We start from the raw sequence: 22,459 nt of genomic DNA on the forward strand, positions 1-22,459 counted from the left end.
TCGGTCAGCTGTTGCCCTTCGCGAAGGACGACGATCCGAACGACGACGACGAGTTGGACTGGTTGAACACTTCCTGTCCACCGTCCACCGGAACGGCGGAACCGCGCTGCTCGAGCTCTTCGAGCTGCGACTCCAGGTAGGACTTCAGGCGCACCCGGTATTCGCGCTCGAACGTCTTGAGCCGCTCGATACGCTCCTCCAGCACCGAACGCTGCTGGTTGATCGTGGCCATGATCTCGGTGTGCTTCTTCTCCGCGTCCGCCTGCAGCGCGTCGGCCTTCTCCTTGGCCTGACGCAACTGGGTCTCCGAACGGGTCCGCGCATCGGCGAGCATCGCGTCGGACTTCTGCCGCGCGTCGGCGATCATCGCCTCGCTGCGGGTGCGGGCGTCGGAGACGAGCTGCTCGGAGTTGGTCCGGGCGTTACGCACGAGCTCCTCGGCCTCGGCCTTGGCGTCGCCGGTGAGGCGGTCGGCCATCTCCTGCGCGAGCCCGAGGACCTTGGCGGCCTGCATGCTCGCGTCGCCGCTCGACGGCGCAGCGGCGACCGGGGCGGGTGCCGGAGCCGGCGCCGGAGCGGGTTCCGGCTTGGGTGTCTCGACGACACGTGCGGGTTCGGGTTTGGACGGGGCCGCCGGCGCGGACGACGACGCGCTGCGCGGCGCCTTCTTGGCTTCGGCGAGCTCCTGGTCGAGTTCGGCGACCCGCTGACGCAGGTCGGCGTTCTCCTCGATGAGGTTCGTCAACTCCTGCTCGACGAGATCGAGGAAGGCGTCGACCTCGTCCTCGTTGTAACCACGCTTCCCGATCGGAGGCTTGCTGAACGCGACATTGTGCACATCAGCTGGTGTCAGCGGCATGGAAGGATCCCTTCACGCGTCGAGTAAGCGGTCAAGCAGGCGTTCTGAGTAATCGACAGTGGGTTACGCGTATCAAAACCCACTGTATACGGCACTCCATTGTGGCACACGGCAGCTCCGGGACGGCCCGACACGACGTCGGACGCAGGCCTCATGCTGCGCCGCCCCTGGGCAGGAATGCCATGAGGAAATACACGATGAACAGCAAGACCATGATGGACAGATCGAGCCGTACACCACCGAGATTGAGCGGCGGAATCAGTCTCCGCAGCAGCTTCACCGGCGGATCCGTGACCGTGAAGATCGCCTCGAGAACGACGACCACGAAGCCGGACGGCTTCCACTCCCGCGCGAAGGTTCTGATGAACTCGACGATGATCCGTCCGATCAGCAGAAGCCAGAAGATGAACAGCAGGAACCACAGCACCTCGAAAACGGCCACCTGCCCACAATGCCCGACGAGGACGGGTCGATCAAAACCGAAACGCCCGGCCTGCAGTGATCTGCATCATGGCCGGGCGTGTCGGAACGCTCGAGGGACGGCGACGGGCATGCCACCACGGACGTGCCGTGTGCACGTCCGCGCAGCGCGCGTCGACTACTGCTGGTTGTAGAAGCCGGTCTCGGCGATACGCCGCCGTTCCTCGGCGGAGACGTCGATGTCGGCGGGCGAGAGCAGGAAGACCTTCGTGGCCACCTTGTCGAACGAACCGCGCAGCGCGAAGGCGAGCCCGGCCGCGAAGTCGACGAGTCGCTTGGCGTCGGCGTTGCTCATCTCGACGAGGTCCATGATGACCGGCGTTCCGTCGCGGAAACGCTCACCGATCGTGCGCGCCTCGCTGTAGTCGCGGGGGCGCAACGTGGTGATCTTGGACAACGGACCTCCCTCGTCGAAGAGCGCACCACGCCGGGGCTCGGCGCGCTCGAGCCGGCTCTCCGCCGTCAGTGGTGCACGGCTGGGGACCGCGCGGGCCGGGGTGGGCGCCGGACGGGGGCTGCGGGCCGTGATGGGTTCGACCCGAGGACGCGGTGCCGGCTCGTACCGGTCGAACTCGTCGTGCTCGAACTCGCGAACCGGTTCCTCGCGGTGCGACGGGGCGTACTCGTCGCGGTGCGACGGCGCGTAGCCGCCGTAGGGCGCCTCGCCGTAGTCGCGATCACGGTCGCGGCGTCCGCTCGCCGGATCGTCGAGGTACTCGTCCTCGTAATCCTCGAGCGGCACCATCCCGAAGTACGCCTTGAACTTGTGGAGTGTGCTCATCGATCGCCTTTCCCTCGCGCGGCGGATGTCATTCAGGCTAACGGTCGATACCCCAAGACCGCCGTTCCGACACGCACGCACGTCGAACCCCATCGAACCGCGTGCTCGAGGTCACCGGACATGCCGGCGGACAGCTCCACCGCAGCCGGGTGGTCCTGCAGCAACCGTGCATGCATGTCGTGCAGCTGCTCGAATGCCCGCTCGGGCTCCCACCCGAGCGGCGGCACTCCCATCAGGCCTCCGAGTTCGAGGACCTCGGACGCGGCGACCGCCTCGGCGAGGGCGGGAAGATCCTCGGCGACCACGCCGCCGCGCTCCCGGTCGCCGTCGAGGCTGACCTGCAACAGCGCCCGCAGCGGGGCGGTGCGTTCGCCGGCGTCGAGGGCGGCTCGCACCCCCTTCTCGAAGGCCTGCACGAGACGGAGACTGTCGACCGAGTGCACCGTGTGCGCCCAGCGGGCGACGGCACGGGCCTTGTTGCGCTGCACCCGCCCGATCATGTGCCACTCGACCGGCGCGGTGACGCTCTCCCGGAACTCGGCGATCTTCGCGCTCGCCTCCTGCTCGCGGGACTCGCCGAAGCGTTCGCATCCCAGTTCGTGGAGGAGCACGGCGTCGGAGGCCGGAAAGAACTTGGTGACCGTCAGCAACGCGACGTCCGACGGATCACGGCCGGCGGCGCGGGCCGCGGCGTCGAGCCGCTCGCGTACGGCGGCGAGACGTCCGGCGAGTTCGTCGCGCCGGCCCTCGGAGGTGGGGGCGCTCACGCCGTTCCCTCCTCGAGCCAGACGACCGAGGCGAAGCGGCCCGTGGGGGCGGAGCGCCGGTGGCTGAACAGGGAGGTGTCCTCGATCGTGCAGCGCGGATCCTCCACCACGGCGGTCACGCCGTGGTCGGCGAGCTGGCGGCGCAGTCCGGCACGCAGGTCGAGGCCCGGAGTACCGCGGCTCGTGCGGGTCGCACTGCCGGGCAGGTGTGCCTCGACATCGGCCCTCATCGCCGCGGGCACCTCGTACTGCCGGCCGCTCGCGGCGGGTCCGAGCAGCGCGCCGATGCGATCGGGGCGGGCGCCGAGATCGACCATGACGTCGAGCACGCGCGGGAGGATCCCGATGCGCGCCCCCACCCGGCCGGCGTGCACGGCGGCGATCACCCCGGCCCCCTCGTCGGACAGCAGGATCGACACGCAGTCGGCGCTGAGGGTCACGAGCGCGAGCCCGGTCTCGCGCGTGACGAGTGCATCGGTGGCGGGAACGGGTTCGGGCACCGGCCCGTCGACCACCGTGACGTTGCGGCTGTGGATCTGTTCCATCCAGACGAACCGCTCCGGCGGCAGCCCGAGGACGGACGCGAGCCGCCGCCGGTTGGCGGCGACTGCGGCCGGGTCGTCGCCGACGTGGTCGGCGAGGTTGAAACTGTCGTACGGAGCTGCGGACACCCCGCCGGCTCGTGTGGTCACGACCCGGCGGGCGCGCAGCAGGCGGTGCGGAGCCGTCAACGGCGCATGAAGATCGGCACGTCGACGTCGTCGTCACCGTCGTCGTCGATGTCCACGCTGCGAGGTGCGTTGCCGCCTGCGGCCGGCGGCTGGTTGCCGACGGGGGGCTGATCGCGCACCGGGGTGGGTTCGACGGTCTCGCGCTCGGGACGGCCGAGCTCGCCGGCACGCGCGACGCCGATCGCGCCGGGCCGACCGGCCGGCTGTTGCTGCTGCTGCTGCGGCTGCTGCCCCTGGCCCGACTGCTGACCCGGTTGCTGCTGGCCCACCTCGACGGGACGGCGGGCGGGCGTCCCGCCCTCGAAACCTGCGGCGATGACGGTCACGCGGACCTCGTCGCCGAGCGAGTCGTCGATGACCGTGCCGAAGATGATGTTGGCGTCGATGTGTGCGGCCTCCTGCACGAGCGAGGCGGCCTCGTTGATCTCGAACAGGCCGAGATCGGAGCCGCCGGCGATCGACAGCAGCACGCCGCGCGCGCCTTCCATCGACGCCTCGAGCAGCGGCGAGTTGATCGCGGCCTCCGCGGCCTTGATGGCACGACCCTCACCGCGCGACGAGCCGATGCCCATCAAGGCCGAGCCGGCACCCGACATGACGCCCTTGACGTCGGCGAAGTCGACGTTGATCAGACCCGGGGTGGTGATGAGGTCGGTGATGCCCTGGACACCGTTGAGGAGCACCTCATCGGCGGAGCGGAAGGCGTCCATGAGGCTGACGGCGGCGTCGCCGAGCTGGAGGAGCCGGTCGTTGGGGATGACGATGAGCGTGTCGCAGGACTCGCGCAGCGTCTGGATTCCGGTGTCGGCCTGGCTGCCGCGACGCTTGCCCTCGAACGAGAACGGACGCGTGACGACACCGACGGTGAGCGCGCCGAGCTTGCGGGCGATGCTCGCGACGACGGGAGCGCCGCCGGTACCGGTTCCACCACCCTCGCCTGCGGTCACGAAGACCATGTCGGCGCCCTTGAGCACCTCTTCGATCTCGTCCTTGTGATCCTCGGCGGCCTTGCGGCCGACCTCCGGGTCTGCGCCGGCGCCGAGTCCGCGGGTCAGTTCGCGGCCGACGTCGAGCTTGACGTCGGCATCCGACATGAGCAGGGCTTGCGCGTCGGTGTTGACGGCAATGAACTCGACTCCCTTGAGTCCCTGCTCGATCATGCGGTTGACCGCGTTCACGCCGCCACCGCCGATACCGACGACCTTGATTACGGCGAGGTAGTTGTGCGGGGGCGTCATGTGCTCTCGCCTTCCTGAAGTTCCGGGTGGTGCATGGTGTCCGGGTGGTGCTCGGGTCTGGGTGGTGCTGGGTCTGGCTCGATGTCGGTCACGTCCGCCGGCCGGGCGGACGGCTCCGCAGCGCGCTACCCCGACAAACCCTCAACCACAGCTTGAAGGTTATGTCAAGTAACGCGACTGTCCGAAACGCTATGGCACGGGTACCGGGATTAGCCAGTAGACGCGCCGGACACGCCGGACGAATTTCGTCGATCCCTCACCTCACCGTCGGCAGGTCGGGACTCGCCACGTCGAATCGCTCCCCCGGCTGTGTCAGCAGCGGGCCGACGACCGCCGCCTTCCGCTCGGAACGATCGGTTCCACCCCACACCACGACACGCCCGTCGGTGAGGACGATCGAGATGTCGGACGGGGAGGGCGCTTCGACCGTCTCCACCTGCACGCGCAGGTCGGGCGGCAACTTGTCGAGCACCTCCACGGCGGCGCGGGTCGCGGGATCACCGGTGCCCGGCGTCGGGGTGACGAGGCGGGGCGTGAACATCGGAGGCGGTTCGACCGCGAAGTCGACTCCCTCGATGTCGACCGAGTGGGTGCCGTCGGGGGCGTCGAAGAAGACCATCGCCTCGCGCTCGGTCACCGTCACCCGGACGGTGGAGGGATAGACCCGCTGGACCCGGGCCGACGCCGCGCGCGGAATCGTCGCGACCCGCTGGGCCGCCTCGGCCGTGTCGACCCGGAGCAGCGGCGTGCCCTCGGCGACCGCGAGGGCGTCGACCACCTCGTCGTAGGTGACGACCTCGATCCCGTCCACCTCGATCACCCGCACGGACAGCAACGGCGACAGCCAGGCCACCGCGATGGCACCGAGGAGCACCGCGACGACAGCCGCCCCGACGAGCACGGTCCGCAGGCGCACCGACCGCCCGGACGGGCGGCGGGCGGTGCTGCGTTCGCGGGCTTCGTCGGGATCACGCGGTTCGCGTGACGGTCGTCCGCGACGGCGGCGTGACGAGACGGCGGCGGGCGTCACGAGCCGATCGACTCCGGTCCGGAACCGCCGGGTGCGCGGAATCCGCCGGGCTCGGGAGCCGCCCCGGCCGGACGGAAACGACCCGGTTTGCTGTGCAGCGCGTCGAGGATCTGCCGGCCCAGCATCGTGACGTCACCGGCACCCATCGTGATCACGACATCGCCCGGCCGGGTCAGACGCGCGACCTGCCGCGGCACCGCGGACAGATTCGGCTGGTAGTGCACAGGCTTGCTCACCGCCCGCGCGACCAGCGCGCCGCTCACACCCGGGATCGGTTCCTCCCGGGCGCCGTAGACGTCGAGCACCACGACCTCGTCGGCGAGGTCGAGCGCCCGCCCGAACTCGGTGGCGAACGCCTCGGTGCGCGAGTAGAGATGCGGCTGGAAGACGACGATCACGCGGGGTCGTTCGGTGCCGGTCTCGGTGTAGCGCAGCGGCTCTCCCGCGACGAGTTCGGCCGCGGCCGCGAGGACCGCCCGGACCTCGGTGGGATGGTGGGCGTAGTCGTCGAACACCCGCACGCCGTGTTCGCGGCCGGTGTACTGGAACCGCCGGTGCACACCACCGAAGCCGGCGAGTCCCTCCAGCGCCTCGTCGACCTGCGCTCCGGCTTCGAGCGCGGCGAGCAGCGCGGCGAGAGCGTTGAGCGCCATGTGCCGGCCGGGGACGGACAGTCGAACGGTGCGCGGCGAATCCTCACCCGCGAGGTGGAACTCGGCGACGCCGCCGACATCCTTGGCCTCCCAGCCGAGCAGCCGCACCCCGACGGGAACGCCGCGGTGGTCGCCTGCGGTGCCGAGGACGTCGGCGGTGCCGTAACCCTGCACCCGCAGGTCGTCGCGACCCAGGGCGACGACACGTTCGGCGAGGGCCGCCGAGCCGGGATCGTCGAGGCAGACGACGAGCAGGCCGCCGGGGGCGATGCGGGCGACGAACTCGTCGAAGACCGCCGTGTACGCCTCCGGCGTGCCGAAGTAGTCGAGGTGATCGGCCTCGATGTTCGTGACGATCACGGTGTTCGGGTCGTACTGCAGCAGCGAGCCGTCGCTCTCGTCGGCTTCGGCGACGAAGACGTCCCCGCTGCCGTGGTGGGCGTTGGTCCCGGATTCGTTGAGTTCACCGCCGACCGCGAAGGACGGATCGAAGCCGCAGTGCTGCAACGCGACGACGAGCATCGACGTCGTGGAGGTCTTGCCGTGGGTACCGGAGACCAGGAAGGTGCGATTCCCTCGCATCAGAGAGGCGAGGACCGCGGGGCGCAACAGGATCGGGATGCCCCGCTCGCGGGCGGCGACCAGTTCGGGATTGTCCTTCGGGATGGCCGCGAACGTCGTGACCAGGGCGGTGGGACCACCCTCGAGCAGGTCGAGAGCCTCGGCGGCGTGGCCGATGCGGACCTGCGCGCCACGGGCCCGCAGCGCGAGCACACCGCGGCTCTCCTTCGCGTCGGAACCCGATACCTGTCCCCCACGGGCGAGCAGGATCCGGGCGATGCCCGACATCCCGGCACCGCCGATACCGACCATGTGCACCCGCTCGAGCTCGGCGGGCAACTGCGCACTCATCGTTCACTCCTGTTCGGTTCCACTCCGGCAACCTCGAGCACTATGCGCGCCATCTCGTCCGCGGCACTGCGGTGACCGGCGGCCGCGGCGCTGCGCCCCATCTCCACGAGTCTCCGCTCGTCGCCGAGCAACGACACCACTTCCGTGGCGACATAGTCCGAACTCAGGTCGCCGTCGGCGACGATCCTGCCACCGCCGGCCTCGACGACGGGGCGGGCGTTGAGTTCCTGTTCACCGTTCCCGTGCGGGAGCGGCACGTACACGGCGGGCAGACCCACCGCCGAGACCTCCGCGACCGTCATGGCCCCGGACCGGCACACCACCGCGTCGGCCGCGGAGTACGCGAGGTCCATCCGTTCGAGATAGGGCACGGCGACGTACGGCGCGCGGGCGTGTCCGGGATGAGCGGGAATGTCCACGGTGTTCTTCGGTCCGTGCGCGTGCAGCACCGCGATGCCGGCCTCCGCGAGCGCCGAGGACGCACCGGACACGGCCTCGTTGAGCGAGCGTGCACCCTGCGACCCGCCGAAGACGAGCAGCACGGGCACGTCGTCGGGCAGACCGAAGTGCCGTCGTGCCTCCGCGCGCAGCCCGGCGCGGTCGAGACCGGTGATCGACGAGCGGACCGGGATCCCCACGATCTGCGCGTCGCCACGCCGGACGATTCCCGAGCGCGGGACGGCGGCGAGCACACGCTCGGCCCGCAGGGCACCGATGCGATTGGCGATGCCCGCGCCGGCATTGGCCTCGTGGACGACGACCGGGATACGCCGGCGTCGACGCAGCGGACCGGCCCCGGCCGCGAGGTAGGCGGGCAGCGCCACGTACCCGCCGAAACCGACGACGACGTCGGCGTCGACCTCGTCGAGGATCTGCCGGGTGCGGCGCACCGACGAGACGACCCTGCCCGGAAGCTTCAGCAGGTCCATCGTCGGCTTGCGGGGCAGAGGCACCGGCGGGATGAGTTCGAGGGGATATCCGCGGCGCGGCACCAGCGTCGTCTCGAGTCCCCGTTCGGTGCCGAGCGCGGTGATCCGCGCGTCGGGCACGAGTGCGCGGACGGCGTCGGCCACCGCGAGTGCCGGTTCGATATGACCGGCCGTACCGCCTCCGGCCACCACCACCGACAATGCCGGCCTCTCCCCACTCACCTACGGTTCCCTCTCTCTCCGCTTCGTCCGTTCGATCCGCGTGTCGTGCGGTTCGTCTGCTGCCGGCCCCGGGCCGGTTCGCGCGCGGGTTGTGCACGCCGGGTCCGGCCGGTCCCCTCCCGGGGTTCCGTCCGGCCCGCGGATGTCCGGCGGTCCTTCGCGGCTCCCCGTTGCCGCTCGTTGGGCGCCTGGGGCTGCCGCTTGTCGGGCGCCTGGGGCTGCCGCTTGCGCGATCCCCCACCACCCGACGCGGGGCGGGCACTGCGCTCAGGTGCCGCGGCCCGTGCCCGCGGCTGCCGTGCTGCGACCGTACGCGTCGCCGAGGATCGACCGGCCCGGTAGGCCTCCGGCTTGCGCAGACGGAGCAGTCGCGCGAACCGGCCGTCCTGCCCGGCGTGCAGCGCGGCGATCGCCTCGGGTTCGTGTCTGGCCGCGTTCGCGATCAGACCGAACATCAGCAGGGTGGTGGCAGTGGAAGTGCCACCGGCCGACACGAGCGGCAGCTGCAGGCCGGTCACGGGCAGCAGTCCCACGACGTAGCCGATGTTGATGAAGGCCTGGCCGATGATCCACGTGGTCGCCGTCGCGGTGAACAGGCGCAGGAAGGGGTCGGCCGAGCGCATCGCGATCCGGAGTCCGACATAGGCGAACAGACCGAACAGGCCGATGACGGCCACTCCGCCGAGGAAGCCGAGTTCCTCACCGATGATCGCGAAGATGAAGTCGTTGTGGGCGTTGGGCAGATAGCTCCACTTCGCGCGGCTCTGACCGAGCCCACGACCCCACAGGCCGCCGTCCGCGAGGGAGAACTTCGCCTGTCGCGCCTGGTAACCGGCACCCTGCGGGTCGTCGCCGGGGTTGAAGAAGGCCCGCACACGCTGCGAGCGGTAGCCGGCCGTCAGGGCCAGGATCACCGCGAGTGTGGCGGCCGTGCCGACGATCCCGAGGAACACCTTGAGCGGAAGTCCCGCGAACCACAGCAGGGCGATCACGATGATCACGATCGAGACGGTGGTGCCGAGGTCGGGCTGGAGCACGATCAGGCCGGTCACGAGCAGTGCGGCCGGGACGAGCGGGACGAGCATCTCGCGCAGCGTCGAGTTCTCGCCGCGCCGGGAGGCGAGCAGGTGCGCACCCCACACGGCAAGGGTGATCTTGGCGATCTCCGCCGGCTGCAGCGAGATACCGGCGACGACGAACCAGCCCCGGGTGCCCTGCGAGACCGTACCGATGCCCGGTATGAGCACGAGCACGAGCAGTACGACCGAGAACGCGAACGCCGGGAAGGCGAAGCGTCGCATCAGACGGACCGGGATCTGCAGCGCGATGTAGAAGATCACCATGCCGAGGACGGCAAAGATCACCTGCGAGGTGAACAGTCCGTAGGCCGATCCCGCCGCGGCCACCGCGCCCACGCTCGACGACGACAGCACCATGACGAGTCCGAGCACGGTGAGCAGGACGGCGATCGTCACCACGAGATGGAAGGACGCGAGCGGTCGCGCCATCCAGGCCCCGAAACGCCCGCGTACTCCGACCACCGGTTCGTCGGTGGTCGCCCCTGTTCGGGTCGCTCCTGCCCGAGGGGTCACGGTTGCGTCCCGCCCCCGCGGAGTTCCTCGACCGCGGACGCGAAGCTACGGCCGCGTTCCGCGTAATCGGCGAACATGTCGAGCGATGCCGCGGCCGGCGCGAGCAGCACCGTCTCCCCCGGCGAGGCGAGAGCGGCCGCTTCCCGGACCGCCACGCGCATCGCGGTGGGGCCGTCGGCTCCCGGCGCCGCGACCCTCCTCACCGAGGCGGTGCCTGTCGCGCTCACCGAGGCGGTGTCGGTCGCGCTCGTCGCATCGGTCATCGTTTCATCGTCGCCCGTGTCCACGACGACGACCGGGACCTGCGGGGCGTGTCGCGCCAGCGCGTCGGCGATCTCGCCGGCGTCGCGGCCGAGCAGCACGGCTCCGGACAGTCGCGGCGCCACCTCGGCGACCAGGTCGTCCACGCGGGCGCCCTTGAGCAGACCACCGGCGATCCACACCACGCGGTCGCGGGCGAGCAGCGAACTGCGGGCCGCGTGTGGATTGGTCGCCTTCGAGTCGTCGATGTACTCGACGCCGTCGACCTGCCCCACGGGCGCGGCGCGGTGCGGGCCCACGCGGTGCCGTCGCAGGCCGTCGTGTACCGCCGAGGCGGGCACGTCGACGGCCCGGGCGAGGGCGGCGGCCGCGAGTGCGTCGGACAGTCCGGCGGGGCCGGGCGGCGTCACGTCGTCCACCCGGGCGAGCACAGCGGAATCGGCGAACGCCCGATCCACGAGCAGTTCGCCGCTGATCCCGAGTTCGCCTTCCTGCGGATAGCCCAGGGTGAAGCCCACGGTGACCACGGCACGGGACCGGTCGCCGAGACCACCGGCGATCGGGTCGTCGAGACCGATGACCCCGACAGCGCCGGTGAGGGCACCGAGTTTGGCCTCGATGTAGTTCTCGATGCCGCCGTGCCAGTCGAGATGGTCCTCGGCGATGTTGAGCACGACGCCGGCCTCGGGCCGAACCGAGGGCGCCCAGTGCAGTTGGAAGGACGACAACTCGACGGCGAGGACGTCGGCCCGTGGCTCGTCGCGGCGCAGGGCGTCGAGCACGGGAAGACCGATGTTGCCGCACGCGACGCTGCCGAGACCGGCGGCCTCGAGGATCGCGTGCAGCATCATGGTCGTGGTGGTCTTGCCGTTCGTCCCGGTGACCACCAGCCACCGACGGGCCGGTCCGTAGACCTCGGCGCGGTCGATGCGCCAGGACAGTTCGATGTCGCCCCAGATGGGGATCGCCGCGCCGGCCGCGCGCGAGAGCAGCGGGGCGTCGGGCGGGAATCCGGGACTCGTGACCACCAGGGCGAACTCTCGCAGCGCAGCGGGGTCGTCGACGAGGCTGTCGAGGTCGATCGTCCGGGCGCCGAGCGCCGCGCACTCGGCCAGTGCCCGCTCGTTGCGGTCGGTGACGGTGACGTGGGCGCCGAGATCGGTGAGGGGTTCGATCGTCGCGCGGCCGGACACCCCTGCCCCGGCGACGAGCACCACCCGTCCCCTGAGCCGTTCGAGTTCGTCGTTCACGGTCAGTCCCCGATCGCCGCGAGGTATTCGCTGTAGAAGAGGGCCAGACCGATCGCCGAGGCGATGGCGGCGAGCAACCAGAACCGGATGATCACCGTGGTCTCGGCCCATCCGCCGAGTTCGAAGTGGTGGTGGAAGGGTGCCATCCGGAACACCCGCCTGCGGCTGGACCGGAAGACGGCGACCTGGATGACCACCGAGGCGGCCTCCGCGACGAACAGCGCGCCGATGACCACCATGAGCAGCTCGGTGCGCGTCGTGATGGACAGACCGGCGAGCATGCCGCCGAGGGCGAGCGAGCCGGTGTCGCCCATGAAGATCTTGGCCGGTGCGGCGTTCCACCACAGGAAGCCGATGCAGGCGGCGGCGCCGGCGGCGCACAGCAATGCGAGGTCGAGCGGGTCACGGACGTCGTAGCACCCGGCGGTCGGCTCCACGGCGCACGCGTTGCGGTACTGCCAGAAGGTGATGATGACGTAGGCGCCGAGCACCAGCGCCATCGAACCGGCAGCGAGACCGTCGAGGCCGTCGGTGAGGTTCACCGCGTTCGACCATGCGCTGACCAGCAGATAGACGAACAGGATGAACACGATCGAGCCCATCGAGACCGTGGCGATGTCGCGCACGTAGGACAGATCGGTGCTGGCCGGGGTGAGGCCGTCCGCATTGCGGAACTGCAGCGCGAGGATGCCGAAGCCCACCGCGACGACGAGCTGGCCGACCAGCTTGGCCGTCTTGTTCAGGCCGAGATTGCGCTGCTTGCGGATCTTGATGAAGTCGTCGAGGAAGCCGACGCCGCCGAGCGCCGTCGTCAGGCCGAGGACGAGCAGACCCGAGGCCGTGGGACCTTCCGCGTCGTATCCCATGCCGATGAGATGCGACCCCCAGTAACCGGCCCACAGACCGGCGAGGATCGCGACGCCGCCCATGGTGGGAGTGCCGCGCTTGGACTGGTGGCTCTGCGGGCCCTCGACCCGGATCTCCTGCCCGAAGCCCTGCCGGGAGAACATCTTGATCAGGACGGGGGTGAGCAGGATCGAGACTGCGAGCGCGATGCCCGCCGCGAACAGGATCTGTCTCACCGGGCGTCCTCCGTCCCCACAGCAGCGTCGTCGTCTCCGGTACCGGGATCGTCCGCGAGGACGGCCTCGGCGACGGTCCACAGTCCCACGGACTGTGATGCCTTCACGAGCACGATGTCGCCCGGTTGCAGTTCGTCGCGCAACAACGCGATCGCGGCGTCGGCATCGGGTACGTGGCTCGCTTCCTCACCCCACGATCCTTCCATCACGGCGCCCTGGAACAGACCCCGGACCGGCCGGGTGGCACCGACGGCGATGATGCGGGTGACGTCGAGGCGCACGGCGAGACGTCCGATGGCGTCGTGGGCGACGACGGCGTCGTCCCCGAGCTCGGCCATCTCCCCCAGCACCGCAAAGGTGCGCCGGCGATCCGGACCGGACCGCGCCATGGTGACCAGGGCCTTCACGGCTGCGCGCATGGAATCGGGATTGGCGTTGTAGGCGTCGTCGATGACGGTCACCCCGTCGGATCGGGTCTGCACCGCCATGCGGTGTGCCGAGACGGGACCCGCCGTCGCGAGCGCCTCGGCGGCCTGCTCGACCGTCGCACCGCATTCCACGGCGACGGCGATCGCCGACAGGGCGTTGCCGATCTGGTGTTCGCCGTGCACGGCAAGGCGCACGGGCACGCGCCGCTCCTGTCCGTCGGCGCCGGGGACGACGGCGGTGAAGGAGGCACGCGCCTGGTCGTCGAGGTGGATGTCCTCGGCGCGGTATGCGGCACCGGACCCGGTCCCGACGGTCACCACGCGGCCGGTGGTGCGGGTCGCCATCTTCGACACGAGGGTGTCGTCGGCGTTGAGGATCGCCACTCCCCCCTCGGCGGCGCTGGGCAGCGCCTCGACGAGTTCGCCCTTCGTCTTGGCGATGACCTCCTGCGAGCCGAACTCGCCGAGGTGGGCGGTACCGACGTTGAGCACGACCCCGATCCGTGGCGGCGCAATGCGCGTCAGGGTCGCGATGTGGCCGGGACCCCGCGCCGACTTCTCGAGGACGAGGAACCGGGTGGATTCGGTGGCGCGCAGGGCGGTCCAGGGGTGGCCGAGTTCGTTGTTGAACGAGCCGGGCGGGGCGACGACCTCCCCGAGCGGTGCGAGCACGGCGGCGATCATGTCCTTCGTGGACGTCTTGCCCGCCGAACCGGTGACACCGACGACGGTGAGACCGGCGTCGGTGAGCGTGTCCACCACGGTGCGGGCGAGCTTCGCGAGGCCGGCGAGCACGGCCGCACCGGATCCGTCGCTGTCGTGTTCGAGCGCGAGGGCGTTGGTCTCGGTCGGCGGGATCGGCGGCACCACGATGGCGGGCACGCCCACCGGCCGTGCGGCCAGGACCGCGACCGCGCCGGCGGCGACGGCGGCCGCGGCGTGATCGTGTCCGTCCGAGCGCGCACCGGGCAGCGCCAGGAACAGGCCGCCGGGACCGATCCGTCGCGAGTCGAACTCGACGGAACCGGTCACCTCGGCGGACGGATCGTCGACGTCGTGCAGGGTGCCCCCGACGACCTCCGCGATCCGAGCCAGTGTCATCGGGATCATGCCTTGCCTCCGTGATGCGAACCGCCCGCAGCAGGCGGATGACGACCGTCGGGTCCTGCGGTCCGGTACTTGTCGAGAGCTGCGCCGAGAACCTCGCGGTCGTCGAAGGGGTGCTTCACTCCCTCGATCTCCTGCCCCGTCTCGTGGCCCTTGCCGGCGACGAGGACGACATCACCCGGGCGGGCCCACGCGACCGCGGCGTCGATCGCCGCGGCGCGGTCGCCGATCTCGAGGATCTCGCCGCGTTCGGCCGGCGGGACGGAGTGTGCACCGTCGAGGACAGCGGCGCGGATGGCGGCGGGATTCTCGGTTCGGGGGTTGTCGTCGGTCACGACCACCAGATCGGCGGCCCGCGCCGCGACCTCGCCCATGATCGGCCGCTTCGTCCGGTCGCGGTCGCCGCCGGCACCGACGACGACGGCGATTCGTCCCTCGGTCGCGGCGCGCAGGGTTCCGATGACCGCTTCGAGCGCGGCGGGCTTGTGGGCGTAGTCGACGACGGCGAGGAAGTCCTGTCCGCGCTCGACCCGTTCGACCCGGCCGGGCACCGCGACATCGGCGATACCGCGGATCGTGGCGTCGATGTCGGCACCCACCTCGGCGCAGAGCGCCACGGCGAGAGCGGCGTTGGTGACGTTGTAGCGGCCCGGCAGGCCGACGGTGGCGCGGCGGGCGATCCCGTCCGGACCGGTCAGGGTGAACTGCTGCACGCCCGTCTCGTCGGGGACCTCGTCGGTGACCGTCCAGTCGGCAGCGACGGCACCGGCGCCGCCGGCGTCACCTGTGGCACGGTCGGCACGTGTGGTGACTGTGCGGACGGCGGTCGCGTCGTCGCGGCCGGCCGATGCGACCTCGGCCATGCGGCGTCCCCACGCGTCGTCGGTGCACACCACCGCTCGGTGGGCCCGGACCGGCGAGTCCTCGGCGAACAGCCGGGCCTTCGCGCCGAAGTAGTCGTCGAGGTCCTTGTGGAAGTCGAGATGGTCCTGGGAGAGGTTGGTGAACCCGCCGACTGCGAACTCGGTGGCGTCCACGCGACCGAGCGCGAGGGCGTGGCTGGAGACCTCCATCACGACCGTGTCGACACCGCGTTCGCGCATGACGGCGAACAGGGCGTGCAGCTGCGGCGCCTCGGGGGTCGTGAGGGTGCTCGGCACGCGGATCCCCTCGATCCGGGTCTCCACCGTGCCGACGAGACCCACGACGCGTCCGGCCGCGACCAGGCCGGCCTCGACGAGATAGGACGTCGTGGTCTTGCCGGACGTGCCCGTGATGCCGATGACCTGCATGCTCCGGGAGGGGTGTCCGTAGACGGTGGCCGACGCCGCCCCCAGCGCCGCACGCGGCTCGGGATGGACGAGGACCGCAACCGGATCCGAGGTGGCCTCGGCGACGAGATCGCGACCGGCCTCGTCGGTCAGCACGGCGACCGCTCCGCGCTCGAGTGCGGTTCCTGCGAAGGAGGCGCCGTGGATGCGGGCGCCGGGCAGCGCGGCGAAGACGTCGCCGGGGCGGATGCCCTGGGCGCGCAGGTCGATGCCGGTGACCGCGGCCGCACGGGCCGCATCATCTCCGGCGGCTGCATTGACGATCTCGACGCGCGCCCCGATGGCGTCGGCGAGAACCGAGATCTGCGTCATCGGTGGGTGCTCGGGTCTCCGCCCCTCCTCCGGAGGAGCCGGATCCGGACTCGATGGCACAGGCACCAGTTTCCTCTCGCTTCGCTGCAGCTCGTCTGCAGGCACTCGACGGATGTTCCCGGGTTCGTTCCCGATGCGGTCTCGGCGACGACCGTCGTGTCACGTTACCGACGTGTCAGCCTACCGAGACACCACGGTCACCTCGTCAATCGACCTGGAGGATCAACTTGCTCTCCGGTTCGGCCGACAGCGGCACGCCGTCGCGCTGCAGCAACCACGACGCGATGTTGCGGAACAGCGGCGCAGCCGATTGGCCGCCGCTGCCATCGGAGCTGCGGGTCGGGGCGTCGAGCATGATGCCCACGACGTAGCGCGGATCGTCGGACGGTGCGATGCCGGCGAAGGTGATCCAGTAGTCGGAGTTCGAGTAGCACTTGCAGTTCTGGTCGATCTGCTGGGCGGTACCCGTCTTGCCCGAGATCTGATAGCCCTCGATGGCGGCGCCCGCACCGGTGCCCTGCTGGTTGCCGGTGTCGGACTGGACGACGGAGCGGAACATGTCGCGCACCGTCGCGGCGGTCTGCGGGCTCACCACCCGCACCGGATCGGGGCGGGGCGTCTCGGTGCGCGTGCCGTCCGGCGCGACGGTCGCACGCACGACCCGCGGCGGGACACGCTCGCCGTCGTTCGCGATGGTCTGGTAGATCGCGGTCATCTGCAGCAGCGTCATCGACAGACCCTGGCCGATGGGGAGGTTCGCGAAGGTGCCGCCCGACCACTGCTCCCGGCTGGGCAGCAGACCCGCCGACTCGCCGGGCAGGCCGACATCGGTGCGCTGACCGAGACCGAACAGTCGCAGCATCTCGGCGAAGCGGTCCTCACCGATCCGCTCCGCGAGCATGAGGGTGCCGACGTTCGACGACTTCCCGAACACACCCGTCGTGGTGTACGGCACGACCCCGTGATCCCAGGCGTCCTTGACGGTCGCGCCGGCCATGGTGATCGTGCCGGGGACCTGCAGGACCTCGTCCGGGCGGGTCAGACCGTCCTCGATCGCCGCGGCCGCGGTGATGATCTTGTTCACGGATCCGGGCTCGAACGGCGAACTGACCGCGAGATTGCCCTGTTCGGCGTCGGGCGGGTTGTTCGCGACACCGATCGACGGGTCGAAGGTGCTGTCGTTCGACATGGCGAGCACTTCGCCGGTGTGCGCGTCGAGCACCACCGCGGAGGCGTTCTTCGCCCCGGACAGGTCCTTCGCGCGCTGCACCTCCTGCTGCACGTGGTACTGCAGGTCGTTGTCGATCGTGAGCTCGACGGAGGAACCGTCGACGGCGGGCTGACGGTCGCGCCAGCTGCCCGGGATGACGGCGCCGTCGGACCCGCGGTCGTAGGTGGACGAACCGTCGGTACCCGCCAGCACGGCGTCCATCGACGCTTCGAGCCCGATCAGGCCGTGTCCGTCCCAGCCGGTCGCGCCGACGAGATTGGCGGCGAGCGACCCGCCCGGATACAAACGGATGTCCTGACGCTCGGTGCCGACCTTGTCGTACTCGTCGACGATCTCCGCCGCGACCCCCGGATCGACGCCGCGGGCGAGGTAGACGAAGGTCTCGTCGCTCTCCAGCATCTCGAGCACGTCCTTCTCCGGCGCCGCAGCACCGAGCGCCTCGTGGACCGCCGACGCGACACCCTCGAGATATTCCGAGACCTCGGGCCGGGACGGATCCTTCGCGCGTTCCTCCTCGAGTTCCTTGCGCACCCGCACGGGTTGGAAGGTCAGCGCCTTCGCCTCCATGGTGTAGGCGAGCGGTTCGCCGTTGCGATCGGCGATGGTGCCGCGGGTCGCGGGTTCGACGAGTCGGGTGGTGCGCTGGCTGGCCGCTTCGGCGGACAGGGTGGGGGCCTGGACGAGCTGCACGGACAGCAACTGGGCGACGGCTACGCCCAGAACGCCGAACATGCCGATCCGGCCCCACTTGTTGCGGAACGCGAAACTCGTCCGGTCGCGCTGCTTGCGATCACGCGGCGCGGGCATTCGAGCCCGGCCGCCGCGCGTCGCCGGAGTGGAACGTCGCTGCGGTGCACGCCGAGGGGTGGAGCGGTTGTTCACCGAGGCCCGCCCTCGGGTTCCGTCGGCACGGCCTGGACAGGTGCTTCGGGCGCCGCCTCACGGGGCGCTTCGGATTGCGGCAGTTCGCTCACGGGTACCGATTGTCCTGCCGCGGGCGGTACAGGTACGGCACCCTCGACGTCCGGCGTGGCGGCCGCGGGAGCCTCCGCCGCGGGTGCGGGCACGGGAGCCGGTGCCGGTTCCTCGCCCACCGGGCGGCCGTCGGCCGACGGCGCGGCCCGACGCGTGTCCTCGGTGTCGGTGCGCGGCCGGGGTTCCTCGCTCACGTCACCGAGCGGCCGCGGAGTCTCCGCCCCGGCGCTGCCGGCCAGCGGGGTCTGGACGCGGGCGTCCTCCCGGGCGGGCGGATCCAGCGGGACCGGCGGGGCACCCTGGGCCGGAACCGGATCGCCTACCACCTGCACCGAACCGTCCGGAGCGACGACGATCCGCGCGACCTGCCCCGTGGGGATCATCCCCAGTTCCGCCGCGGCGACCGCGAGCGCGGGAGCCGACTCGGCCGTGGCGACGTCGCGCTGGAGCACCGCGCGTTTCTGGGCGAGCTCCTCGTTGAGGGACCGCGCCGCGCTGAGCTCGTAGGAGTCCTCGGTCGCCCGGGTGGTCAGCAACAGCGTCACGGCCATGCCCACGCCCAGGAGCCCGATGATGGTGGCGACGAACGGGATCCGGGTGCGGACACGTCCGGTACCCGTCGTGCGCCCGCGGGTCTGCACCTGTTCGACCCCGAGCTGCGCTGCGCGCTGCGACCGTCGCTGATAGGCACGCTGCGCTGCGGTCGATCGCCCCGGGTTCCGGCGCTGCGGGGGTGCCACCTGTACGGTCATCGGTTACCTCCTGGCGATTCGTTCTGCAGCACGCAGGCGGACGGGCGCCGAACGTGGGTTGGCCTCGATCTCGTCGTCCGTCGCCCGCTCCGCACCGCGGGTGAGGATGCGCAGTTCCGGTCCCATCCCGGGCAGTTCGACCGGAAGCCCTTCGGGACTGCGGGACTTCGCACGCGGAGTCAGTTCCTGCTTGACGACCTTGTCCTCGAGCGACTGGTAGGACATGAAGACGATCCGGCCGTCCACCGCGAGAGCGTCGAGAGCGTCGGGGATCGCGTTGCGCAACGAGTCGAGCTCCGCGTTGACCTCGACCCGCAACGCCTGGAAGGTGCGCTTGGCCGGGTGACCACCGGTACGGCGGGTCGCGGCCGGGATCGTGCGGTACAGCAGTTCGACGAGTTCGCCGCTCGTCCGGAACGGGGTCTTGGCCCGGGTCCGCACGATCTCGGAGGCGATCTTGCCGGCGAAACGCTCCTCGCCGTAGGTGCTCAGGATGCGGGCGAGGTCGCCGTGACTGTAGGTGTTGAGGACATCGGCCGCGGTGATGCCGGTGGTGGCATCCATCCGCATGTCGAGCGGGGCGTCCTTGGAATAGGCGAAGCCGCGCTCCGCCTCGTCGAGTTGCATCGAGGACACGCCGAGATCGAACAGGGCGGCGTGGACCGAGCCGTACCGGTCGAGGCCGACGCTCTCGAGCGCGTCGGCGATCCCGTCGTAGCGGGTGTGGACGAAGTCGGTGCGGTCGGAGAACCGTGCGAGTCGCTCGCGGGCGATCGCCAGTGCGTCGGTATCGCGGTCGAGGCCGACGAGCCGCAGCTTCGGGTAGATCGTCAGGAAGTGTTCGGAGTGCCCACCGAGACCGAGTGTCGCGTCGACGTAGACCGCGCCCTCGCCGTCGGGACCGACGCTCTCGATGGCCGGACCGAGAAGGTCGACGGCGCGCTGGAGCATGACGGGCACGTGGCCGAATTCCGCCGCAGATGTCACATCGGCACCGGTGGCCTCATCCGTACCATCGACGGATTCGCGCTCGCCGTCCACCATGTGTCCTCCGGAATCCTGCTCGGGCCGCTTACGGTCTGTGGGGTACTCGTCGGGTGGACGGTGGTGTGCCTCGTGCCTGCCTGTCGCTCGTCTCGATACCGTGCTCGCCGCCACGGGGGTGGATACGGAAGACGGCGAATGCCTCGAGGTCTCTGTCCGAGTCCGAAGAGACCTGACGCCGGGGAAGTGCGTCAGGGCCCTCCGGTCCGTACCTGGCGCTGGGGAAGTGCGTCAGGGCCGGCACATCGGGCAGAGGCCTCGCGGCACTCGCCGCGCAGCCCGAGCCGTGGTTACAAGATGTCGCGTAGTGCTTCGTCTCTCGCTTCCGAGAAGTCTTCTTCGTGCTCGGCGAGGTAGGTCTCCCATGCCGTCGCGTCCCAGATCTCGAGGTACCTGACCGAACCGATCACCACGCAGTCCTTGGTGAGACCGGCGTACTTGCGGTGGGCCGACGACAGCGTGATCCGGCCTTGTGAGTCGGGTCGCTGCTCCTCCGTCCCCGATGCGAGACTCCGCAGGAACGCACGTGCCTGAGGGTTGCTCCGTGAGGCACTCGCGGCGCGTTCGGCCAGAGCGGCGAACTCGTCGCGAGGGAACACGGTGAGGCTGTGATCCTGCCCCTTCGTGATCATCAACCCTCCCGCCAGCTCGTCTCGGTACTTCGCCGGCAGCGTGAGCCGGCCCTTGTCGTCCAACTTCGGGGTGTAGGTACCGAGGAACACTCGGCGCCTCCCCGCTGCCGGACGGATGCTTCGCGCGACAGGACACCTTGTCCCGCCGCGCCCCACATTACCCCACTTTGCCCCACCGGAAACGGATTACTGCCGCCCGGTCACGCGTGTTGTCGTCACATTCCCAGCTCAGAGCAGGTGGCGGAAAATGGGGACACGCGCTCGCGTGACGACGACGGATCCACCGCTGTCTGCACCCCGACGATCCGCCCCACCGGCGGAGCGAGGCGCGAGCAATCGGCGACCAGGGAAAACACTGCGGTCGGGGCCGAGGTGGGAGGCGGTGGGAAGACGGGGATCGCGCGAGTGGGGCGCGGTGGTGGAGGGACAGAGGGGCGGACGACGTCGGGTCGGTGAAAGGTCCGCAGACGAACGACGACGGCGCGACCCGTGGGTCGCGCCGTCGTCGATACACCTGATGGTCGAGGAGGTCAATCCTGCTCGAAACGCCTCCGGAACCGCTCTTCCATGCGGTTGGTGAAGCCACCACCCGAGGACTTCTTGCCGCCGCGGGAACTTCGACCGGTCTTTCCGGAACCGGAACTACCGCCCGTCGCTCCGGGAGTCGACGGCCGACGACCGCCGAGGAGCAACAGGACTCCGGCGGCGAACATCACGAGGAACCCGAGCAGACTGATGATCGGGAAGCCGCCCGGCTTGAGCGGCAGGGCAACGCCGGCGATCAACAGCGTCAGGCCCAACACGAACAAGGCGCCGGCCTGTAGCCGCCGCCGGTTCGACGCCATCCCCAACCGGCTGCCACGCACGGTCGAGGCGAACTTGGGATCCTCAGCATAGAGCGCGCTCTCGATCTGATCGAGCATGCGCTGCTCGTGCTCGGAGAGTGGCACGGTACCTCCCCCGGCACTAAACGGTGGCCACCGGATCCGTGGGGCGAATCCGGCGGGGGGCCGTCCGTACGGCCGCCTGAGTCAATAATACGAGCAGATGTCGCTGTGGACCACAAACTCCACACGTGAGTTCGATCCCCTCTTCGGCGAAGACCCTCGTGAAGGGGCGAAAGTCACCCACCCACACCGACCTCCGGTTCTGCTTCGGCGTCGAGATAACCCTCCACGTCGTGCAGGAAGTGGCCCACCTCGTCGTAGAACGCACCGGATTCGTCGGCACCCACCGCCTGCGCGACCCCCGCCTCGACCGCGGTGCGAGTGGCGGAGCGATCGGCGAAGTAGTCGGCCCACACGGCGAAGGAGTCGTCGGCACGCGCCATGAGTGCCCATGCGTTGCGCGTGGCGGGGCGGCGGGGCCGGATCCCGGAACGCAGCTCCGCGGCGGCGACCACCGCACCGGCACCGCGCAGCGCCGCCAGATAGGCGAGACGGAACCGCTCGCCCGGATCGCCGGCACCGGCGGCAGCCGAGAGCAGATCGTCGGCCTTGCGCAGCAACGTCGCCGCGCGCGCCGAGGTGGCATGGTCGATGCATACGGACGGCCCGAGCGTGGGAGACGTTCGGCGCGGGCCTCGACTCGCGACCTGACCGTTGGCCATGTTCACGCACCTCCTCGGCGTGGTCTCACCACTCGTTACAACGAGCGGTATCCGGTGGCATTCCCGCCGAAACGCCGAGGAACGGAGATCACTGTCCTCGAGTGAGGCCCGACACGGACGCCGAGCGGGAGACCCCAGGGTGATCCGGGGATGTTCGCTTCCCTCGAACATCCCCGGATCACCGGTGTCGAACATGCGTTCGACGTATTCAATATAGCTGGACCCACCGACAACCCGTCAAGAGAAAGTGG

At 70.3% G+C, this 22,459-nt stretch carries 20 protein-coding genes; all 20 read right to left on the reverse strand.

Features of this window, described 5'->3' with window-relative positions; translation table 11 throughout:
• Positions 1-4: 4 nt before the first annotated feature.
• The 20 genes from wag31 to ACNJ7K_RS16635 all read right to left on the reverse strand — a co-directional run bounded on the left by wag31 (position 5) and on the right by ACNJ7K_RS16635 (position 22,208).
• Positions 5-859 carry a DivIVA-like cell division protein Wag31 gene (wag31, locus tag ACNJ7K_RS16540; protein ID WP_016691808.1) on the reverse strand — a complete coding sequence of 285 codons (855 nt, stop codon included), beginning with the start codon at positions 857-859 and terminating at the stop codon, positions 5-7.
• A gap of 151 nt (positions 860-1,010) precedes the next feature.
• A complete protein-coding gene (locus tag ACNJ7K_RS16545) occupies positions 1,011-1,301 on the reverse strand; it encodes a YggT family protein (protein WP_006554132.1) in 291 nt (96 codons plus the stop codon).
• Between the two features lie 156 nt (positions 1,302-1,457).
• On the reverse strand, positions 1,458-2,120 hold the full coding sequence (locus ACNJ7K_RS16550; protein ID WP_060652817.1) for a cell division protein SepF: 663 nt from the start codon (positions 2,118-2,120) through the stop codon (positions 1,458-1,460).
• Between the two features lie 32 nt (positions 2,121-2,152).
• Positions 2,153-2,887, reverse strand: a complete 735-nt coding sequence (locus ACNJ7K_RS16555) for a YggS family pyridoxal phosphate-dependent enzyme (RefSeq protein ID WP_159418055.1) — start codon at positions 2,885-2,887, stop codon at positions 2,153-2,155.
• Complete coding sequence (pgeF, locus tag ACNJ7K_RS16560; RefSeq protein ID WP_120283222.1) at positions 2,884-3,618, reverse strand: peptidoglycan editing factor PgeF; 735 nt, start codon at positions 3,616-3,618, stop codon at positions 2,884-2,886. The genes ACNJ7K_RS16555 and pgeF overlap by 4 nt, the downstream gene beginning before the upstream one ends.
• Positions 3,615-4,856 carry a cell division protein FtsZ gene (gene ftsZ / locus ACNJ7K_RS16565; RefSeq protein ID WP_120283224.1) on the reverse strand — a complete coding sequence of 414 codons (1,242 nt, stop codon included), beginning with the start codon at positions 4,854-4,856 and terminating at the stop codon, positions 3,615-3,617. The genes pgeF and ftsZ overlap by 4 nt, the downstream gene beginning before the upstream one ends.
• Positions 4,857-5,112: 256 nt before the next feature.
• The gene (locus ACNJ7K_RS16570; protein ID WP_372473805.1) at positions 5,113-5,886 is read right to left on the reverse strand and encodes a cell division protein FtsQ/DivIB; all 774 of its coding nucleotides are present in this window, start codon (positions 5,884-5,886) and stop codon (positions 5,113-5,115) included.
• Positions 5,883-7,451: a UDP-N-acetylmuramate--L-alanine ligase gene (murC, locus tag ACNJ7K_RS16575; protein ID WP_120283226.1), complete on the reverse strand. Its 1,569-nt coding sequence runs from the start codon at positions 7,449-7,451 to the stop codon at positions 5,883-5,885. The genes ACNJ7K_RS16570 and murC overlap by 4 nt, the downstream gene beginning before the upstream one ends.
• A complete protein-coding gene (gene murG, locus ACNJ7K_RS16580) occupies positions 7,448-8,602 on the reverse strand; it encodes an undecaprenyldiphospho-muramoylpentapeptide beta-N-acetylglucosaminyltransferase (RefSeq protein WP_120283228.1) in 1,155 nt (384 codons plus the stop codon). The genes murC and murG overlap by 4 nt, the downstream gene beginning before the upstream one ends.
• On the reverse strand, positions 8,599-10,110 hold the full coding sequence (gene ftsW / locus ACNJ7K_RS16585; protein ID WP_159419193.1) for a putative lipid II flippase FtsW: 1,512 nt from the start codon (positions 10,108-10,110) through the stop codon (positions 8,599-8,601). The genes murG and ftsW overlap by 4 nt, the downstream gene beginning before the upstream one ends.
• 80 nt (positions 10,111-10,190) lie before the next feature.
• Entirely contained in the window at positions 10,191-11,705 is a 1,515-nt protein-coding gene (gene murD / locus ACNJ7K_RS16590) for a UDP-N-acetylmuramoyl-L-alanine--D-glutamate ligase (protein ID WP_487041948.1), read from the reverse strand.
• A 2-nt stretch (positions 11,706-11,707) separates the two neighbouring features.
• Positions 11,708-12,787, reverse strand: a complete 1,080-nt coding sequence (gene mraY, locus ACNJ7K_RS16595) for a phospho-N-acetylmuramoyl-pentapeptide-transferase (RefSeq protein WP_016693810.1) — start codon at positions 12,785-12,787, stop codon at positions 11,708-11,710.
• Entirely contained in the window at positions 12,784-14,325 is a 1,542-nt protein-coding gene (locus ACNJ7K_RS16600; protein WP_120283234.1) for a UDP-N-acetylmuramoyl-tripeptide--D-alanyl-D-alanine ligase, read from the reverse strand. The genes mraY and ACNJ7K_RS16600 overlap by 4 nt, the downstream gene beginning before the upstream one ends.
• A complete protein-coding gene (locus tag ACNJ7K_RS16605) occupies positions 14,322-15,965 on the reverse strand; it encodes a UDP-N-acetylmuramoyl-L-alanyl-D-glutamate--2,6-diaminopimelate ligase (RefSeq protein WP_192378486.1) in 1,644 nt (547 codons plus the stop codon). Before ACNJ7K_RS16605 ends, ACNJ7K_RS16600 begins: the two co-directional genes overlap by 4 nt.
• Before the next feature lie 205 nt (positions 15,966-16,170).
• Entirely contained in the window at positions 16,171-18,003 is a 1,833-nt protein-coding gene (locus ACNJ7K_RS16610; RefSeq protein ID WP_060652808.1) for a peptidoglycan D,D-transpeptidase FtsI family protein, read from the reverse strand.
• Between the two features lie 71 nt (positions 18,004-18,074).
• A complete protein-coding gene (gene ftsL / locus ACNJ7K_RS16615) occupies positions 18,075-18,923 on the reverse strand; it encodes a cell division protein FtsL (protein ID WP_159418051.1) in 849 nt (282 codons plus the stop codon).
• A gap of 3 nt (positions 18,924-18,926) precedes the next feature.
• The gene (rsmH, locus tag ACNJ7K_RS16620; protein ID WP_120283248.1) at positions 18,927-19,967 is read right to left on the reverse strand and encodes a 16S rRNA (cytosine(1402)-N(4))-methyltransferase RsmH; all 1,041 of its coding nucleotides are present in this window, start codon (positions 19,965-19,967) and stop codon (positions 18,927-18,929) included.
• Positions 19,968-20,257: 290 nt separating this feature from the next.
• Positions 20,258-20,689, reverse strand: coding sequence for a division/cell wall cluster transcriptional repressor MraZ (gene mraZ, locus ACNJ7K_RS16625; protein WP_006554148.1), 432 nt, complete (start codon positions 20,687-20,689; stop codon positions 20,258-20,260).
• A gap of 440 nt (positions 20,690-21,129) precedes the next feature.
• Positions 21,130-21,549 (reverse strand): DUF3040 domain-containing protein, encoded by a 420-nt coding sequence (locus ACNJ7K_RS16630; RefSeq protein ID WP_060652805.1) that lies wholly within the window; start codon positions 21,547-21,549, stop codon positions 21,130-21,132.
• A gap of 173 nt (positions 21,550-21,722) precedes the next feature.
• Positions 21,723-22,208, reverse strand: a complete 486-nt coding sequence (locus tag ACNJ7K_RS16635) for an SAV_6107 family HEPN domain-containing protein (RefSeq protein ID WP_159418048.1) — start codon at positions 22,206-22,208, stop codon at positions 21,723-21,725.
• Positions 22,209-22,459: the final 251 nt, after the last annotated feature.

Origin of the sequence: Rhodococcus shunpengi, assembly GCF_048381395.1 — a bacterium.
Classification (GTDB): Bacteria; Actinomycetota; Actinomycetes; order Mycobacteriales; family Mycobacteriaceae; genus Rhodococcus.

What these genes read in the sequence shown, in the direction of transcription:
- wag31 (WP_016691808.1), bottom strand. Translation starts at nt 859, where the DNA reads ATGCCGCTGACACCAGCTGATGTGCACAATGTCGCGTTCAGCAAGCCT.
- ACNJ7K_RS16550 (WP_060652817.1), bottom strand. Translation starts at nt 2,120, where the DNA reads ATGAGCACACTCCACAAGTTCAAGGCGTACTTCGGGATGGTGCCGCTC.
- ftsZ (WP_120283224.1), bottom strand. Translation starts at nt 4,856, where the DNA reads ATGACGCCCCCGCACAACTACCTCGCCGTAATCAAGGTCGTCGGTATC.
- murC (WP_120283226.1), bottom strand. Translation starts at nt 7,451, where the DNA reads ATGAGTGCGCAGTTGCCCGCCGAGCTCGAGCGGGTGCACATGGTCGGT.
- ftsW (WP_159419193.1), bottom strand. Translation starts at nt 10,110, where the DNA reads ATGGCGCGACCGCTCGCGTCCTTCCATCTCGTGGTGACGATCGCCGTC.
- ACNJ7K_RS16600 (WP_120283234.1), bottom strand. Translation starts at nt 14,325, where the DNA reads ATGATCCCGATGACACTGGCTCGGATCGCGGAGGTCGTCGGGGGCACC.
- ACNJ7K_RS16605 (WP_192378486.1), bottom strand. Translation starts at nt 15,965, where the DNA reads ATGACGCAGATCTCGGTTCTCGCCGACGCCATCGGGGCGCGCGTCGAG.
- ACNJ7K_RS16610 (WP_060652808.1), bottom strand. Translation starts at nt 18,003, where the DNA reads ATGCCCGCGCCGCGTGATCGCAAGCAGCGCGACCGGACGAGTTTCGCG.
- ftsL (WP_159418051.1), bottom strand. Translation starts at nt 18,923, where the DNA reads ATGACCGTACAGGTGGCACCCCCGCAGCGCCGGAACCCGGGGCGATCG.
- rsmH (WP_120283248.1), bottom strand. Translation starts at nt 19,967, where the DNA reads ATGGTGGACGGCGAGCGCGAATCCGTCGATGGTACGGATGAGGCCACC.
- ACNJ7K_RS16635 (WP_159418048.1), bottom strand. Translation starts at nt 22,208, where the DNA reads ATGGCCAACGGTCAGGTCGCGAGTCGAGGCCCGCGCCGAACGTCTCCC.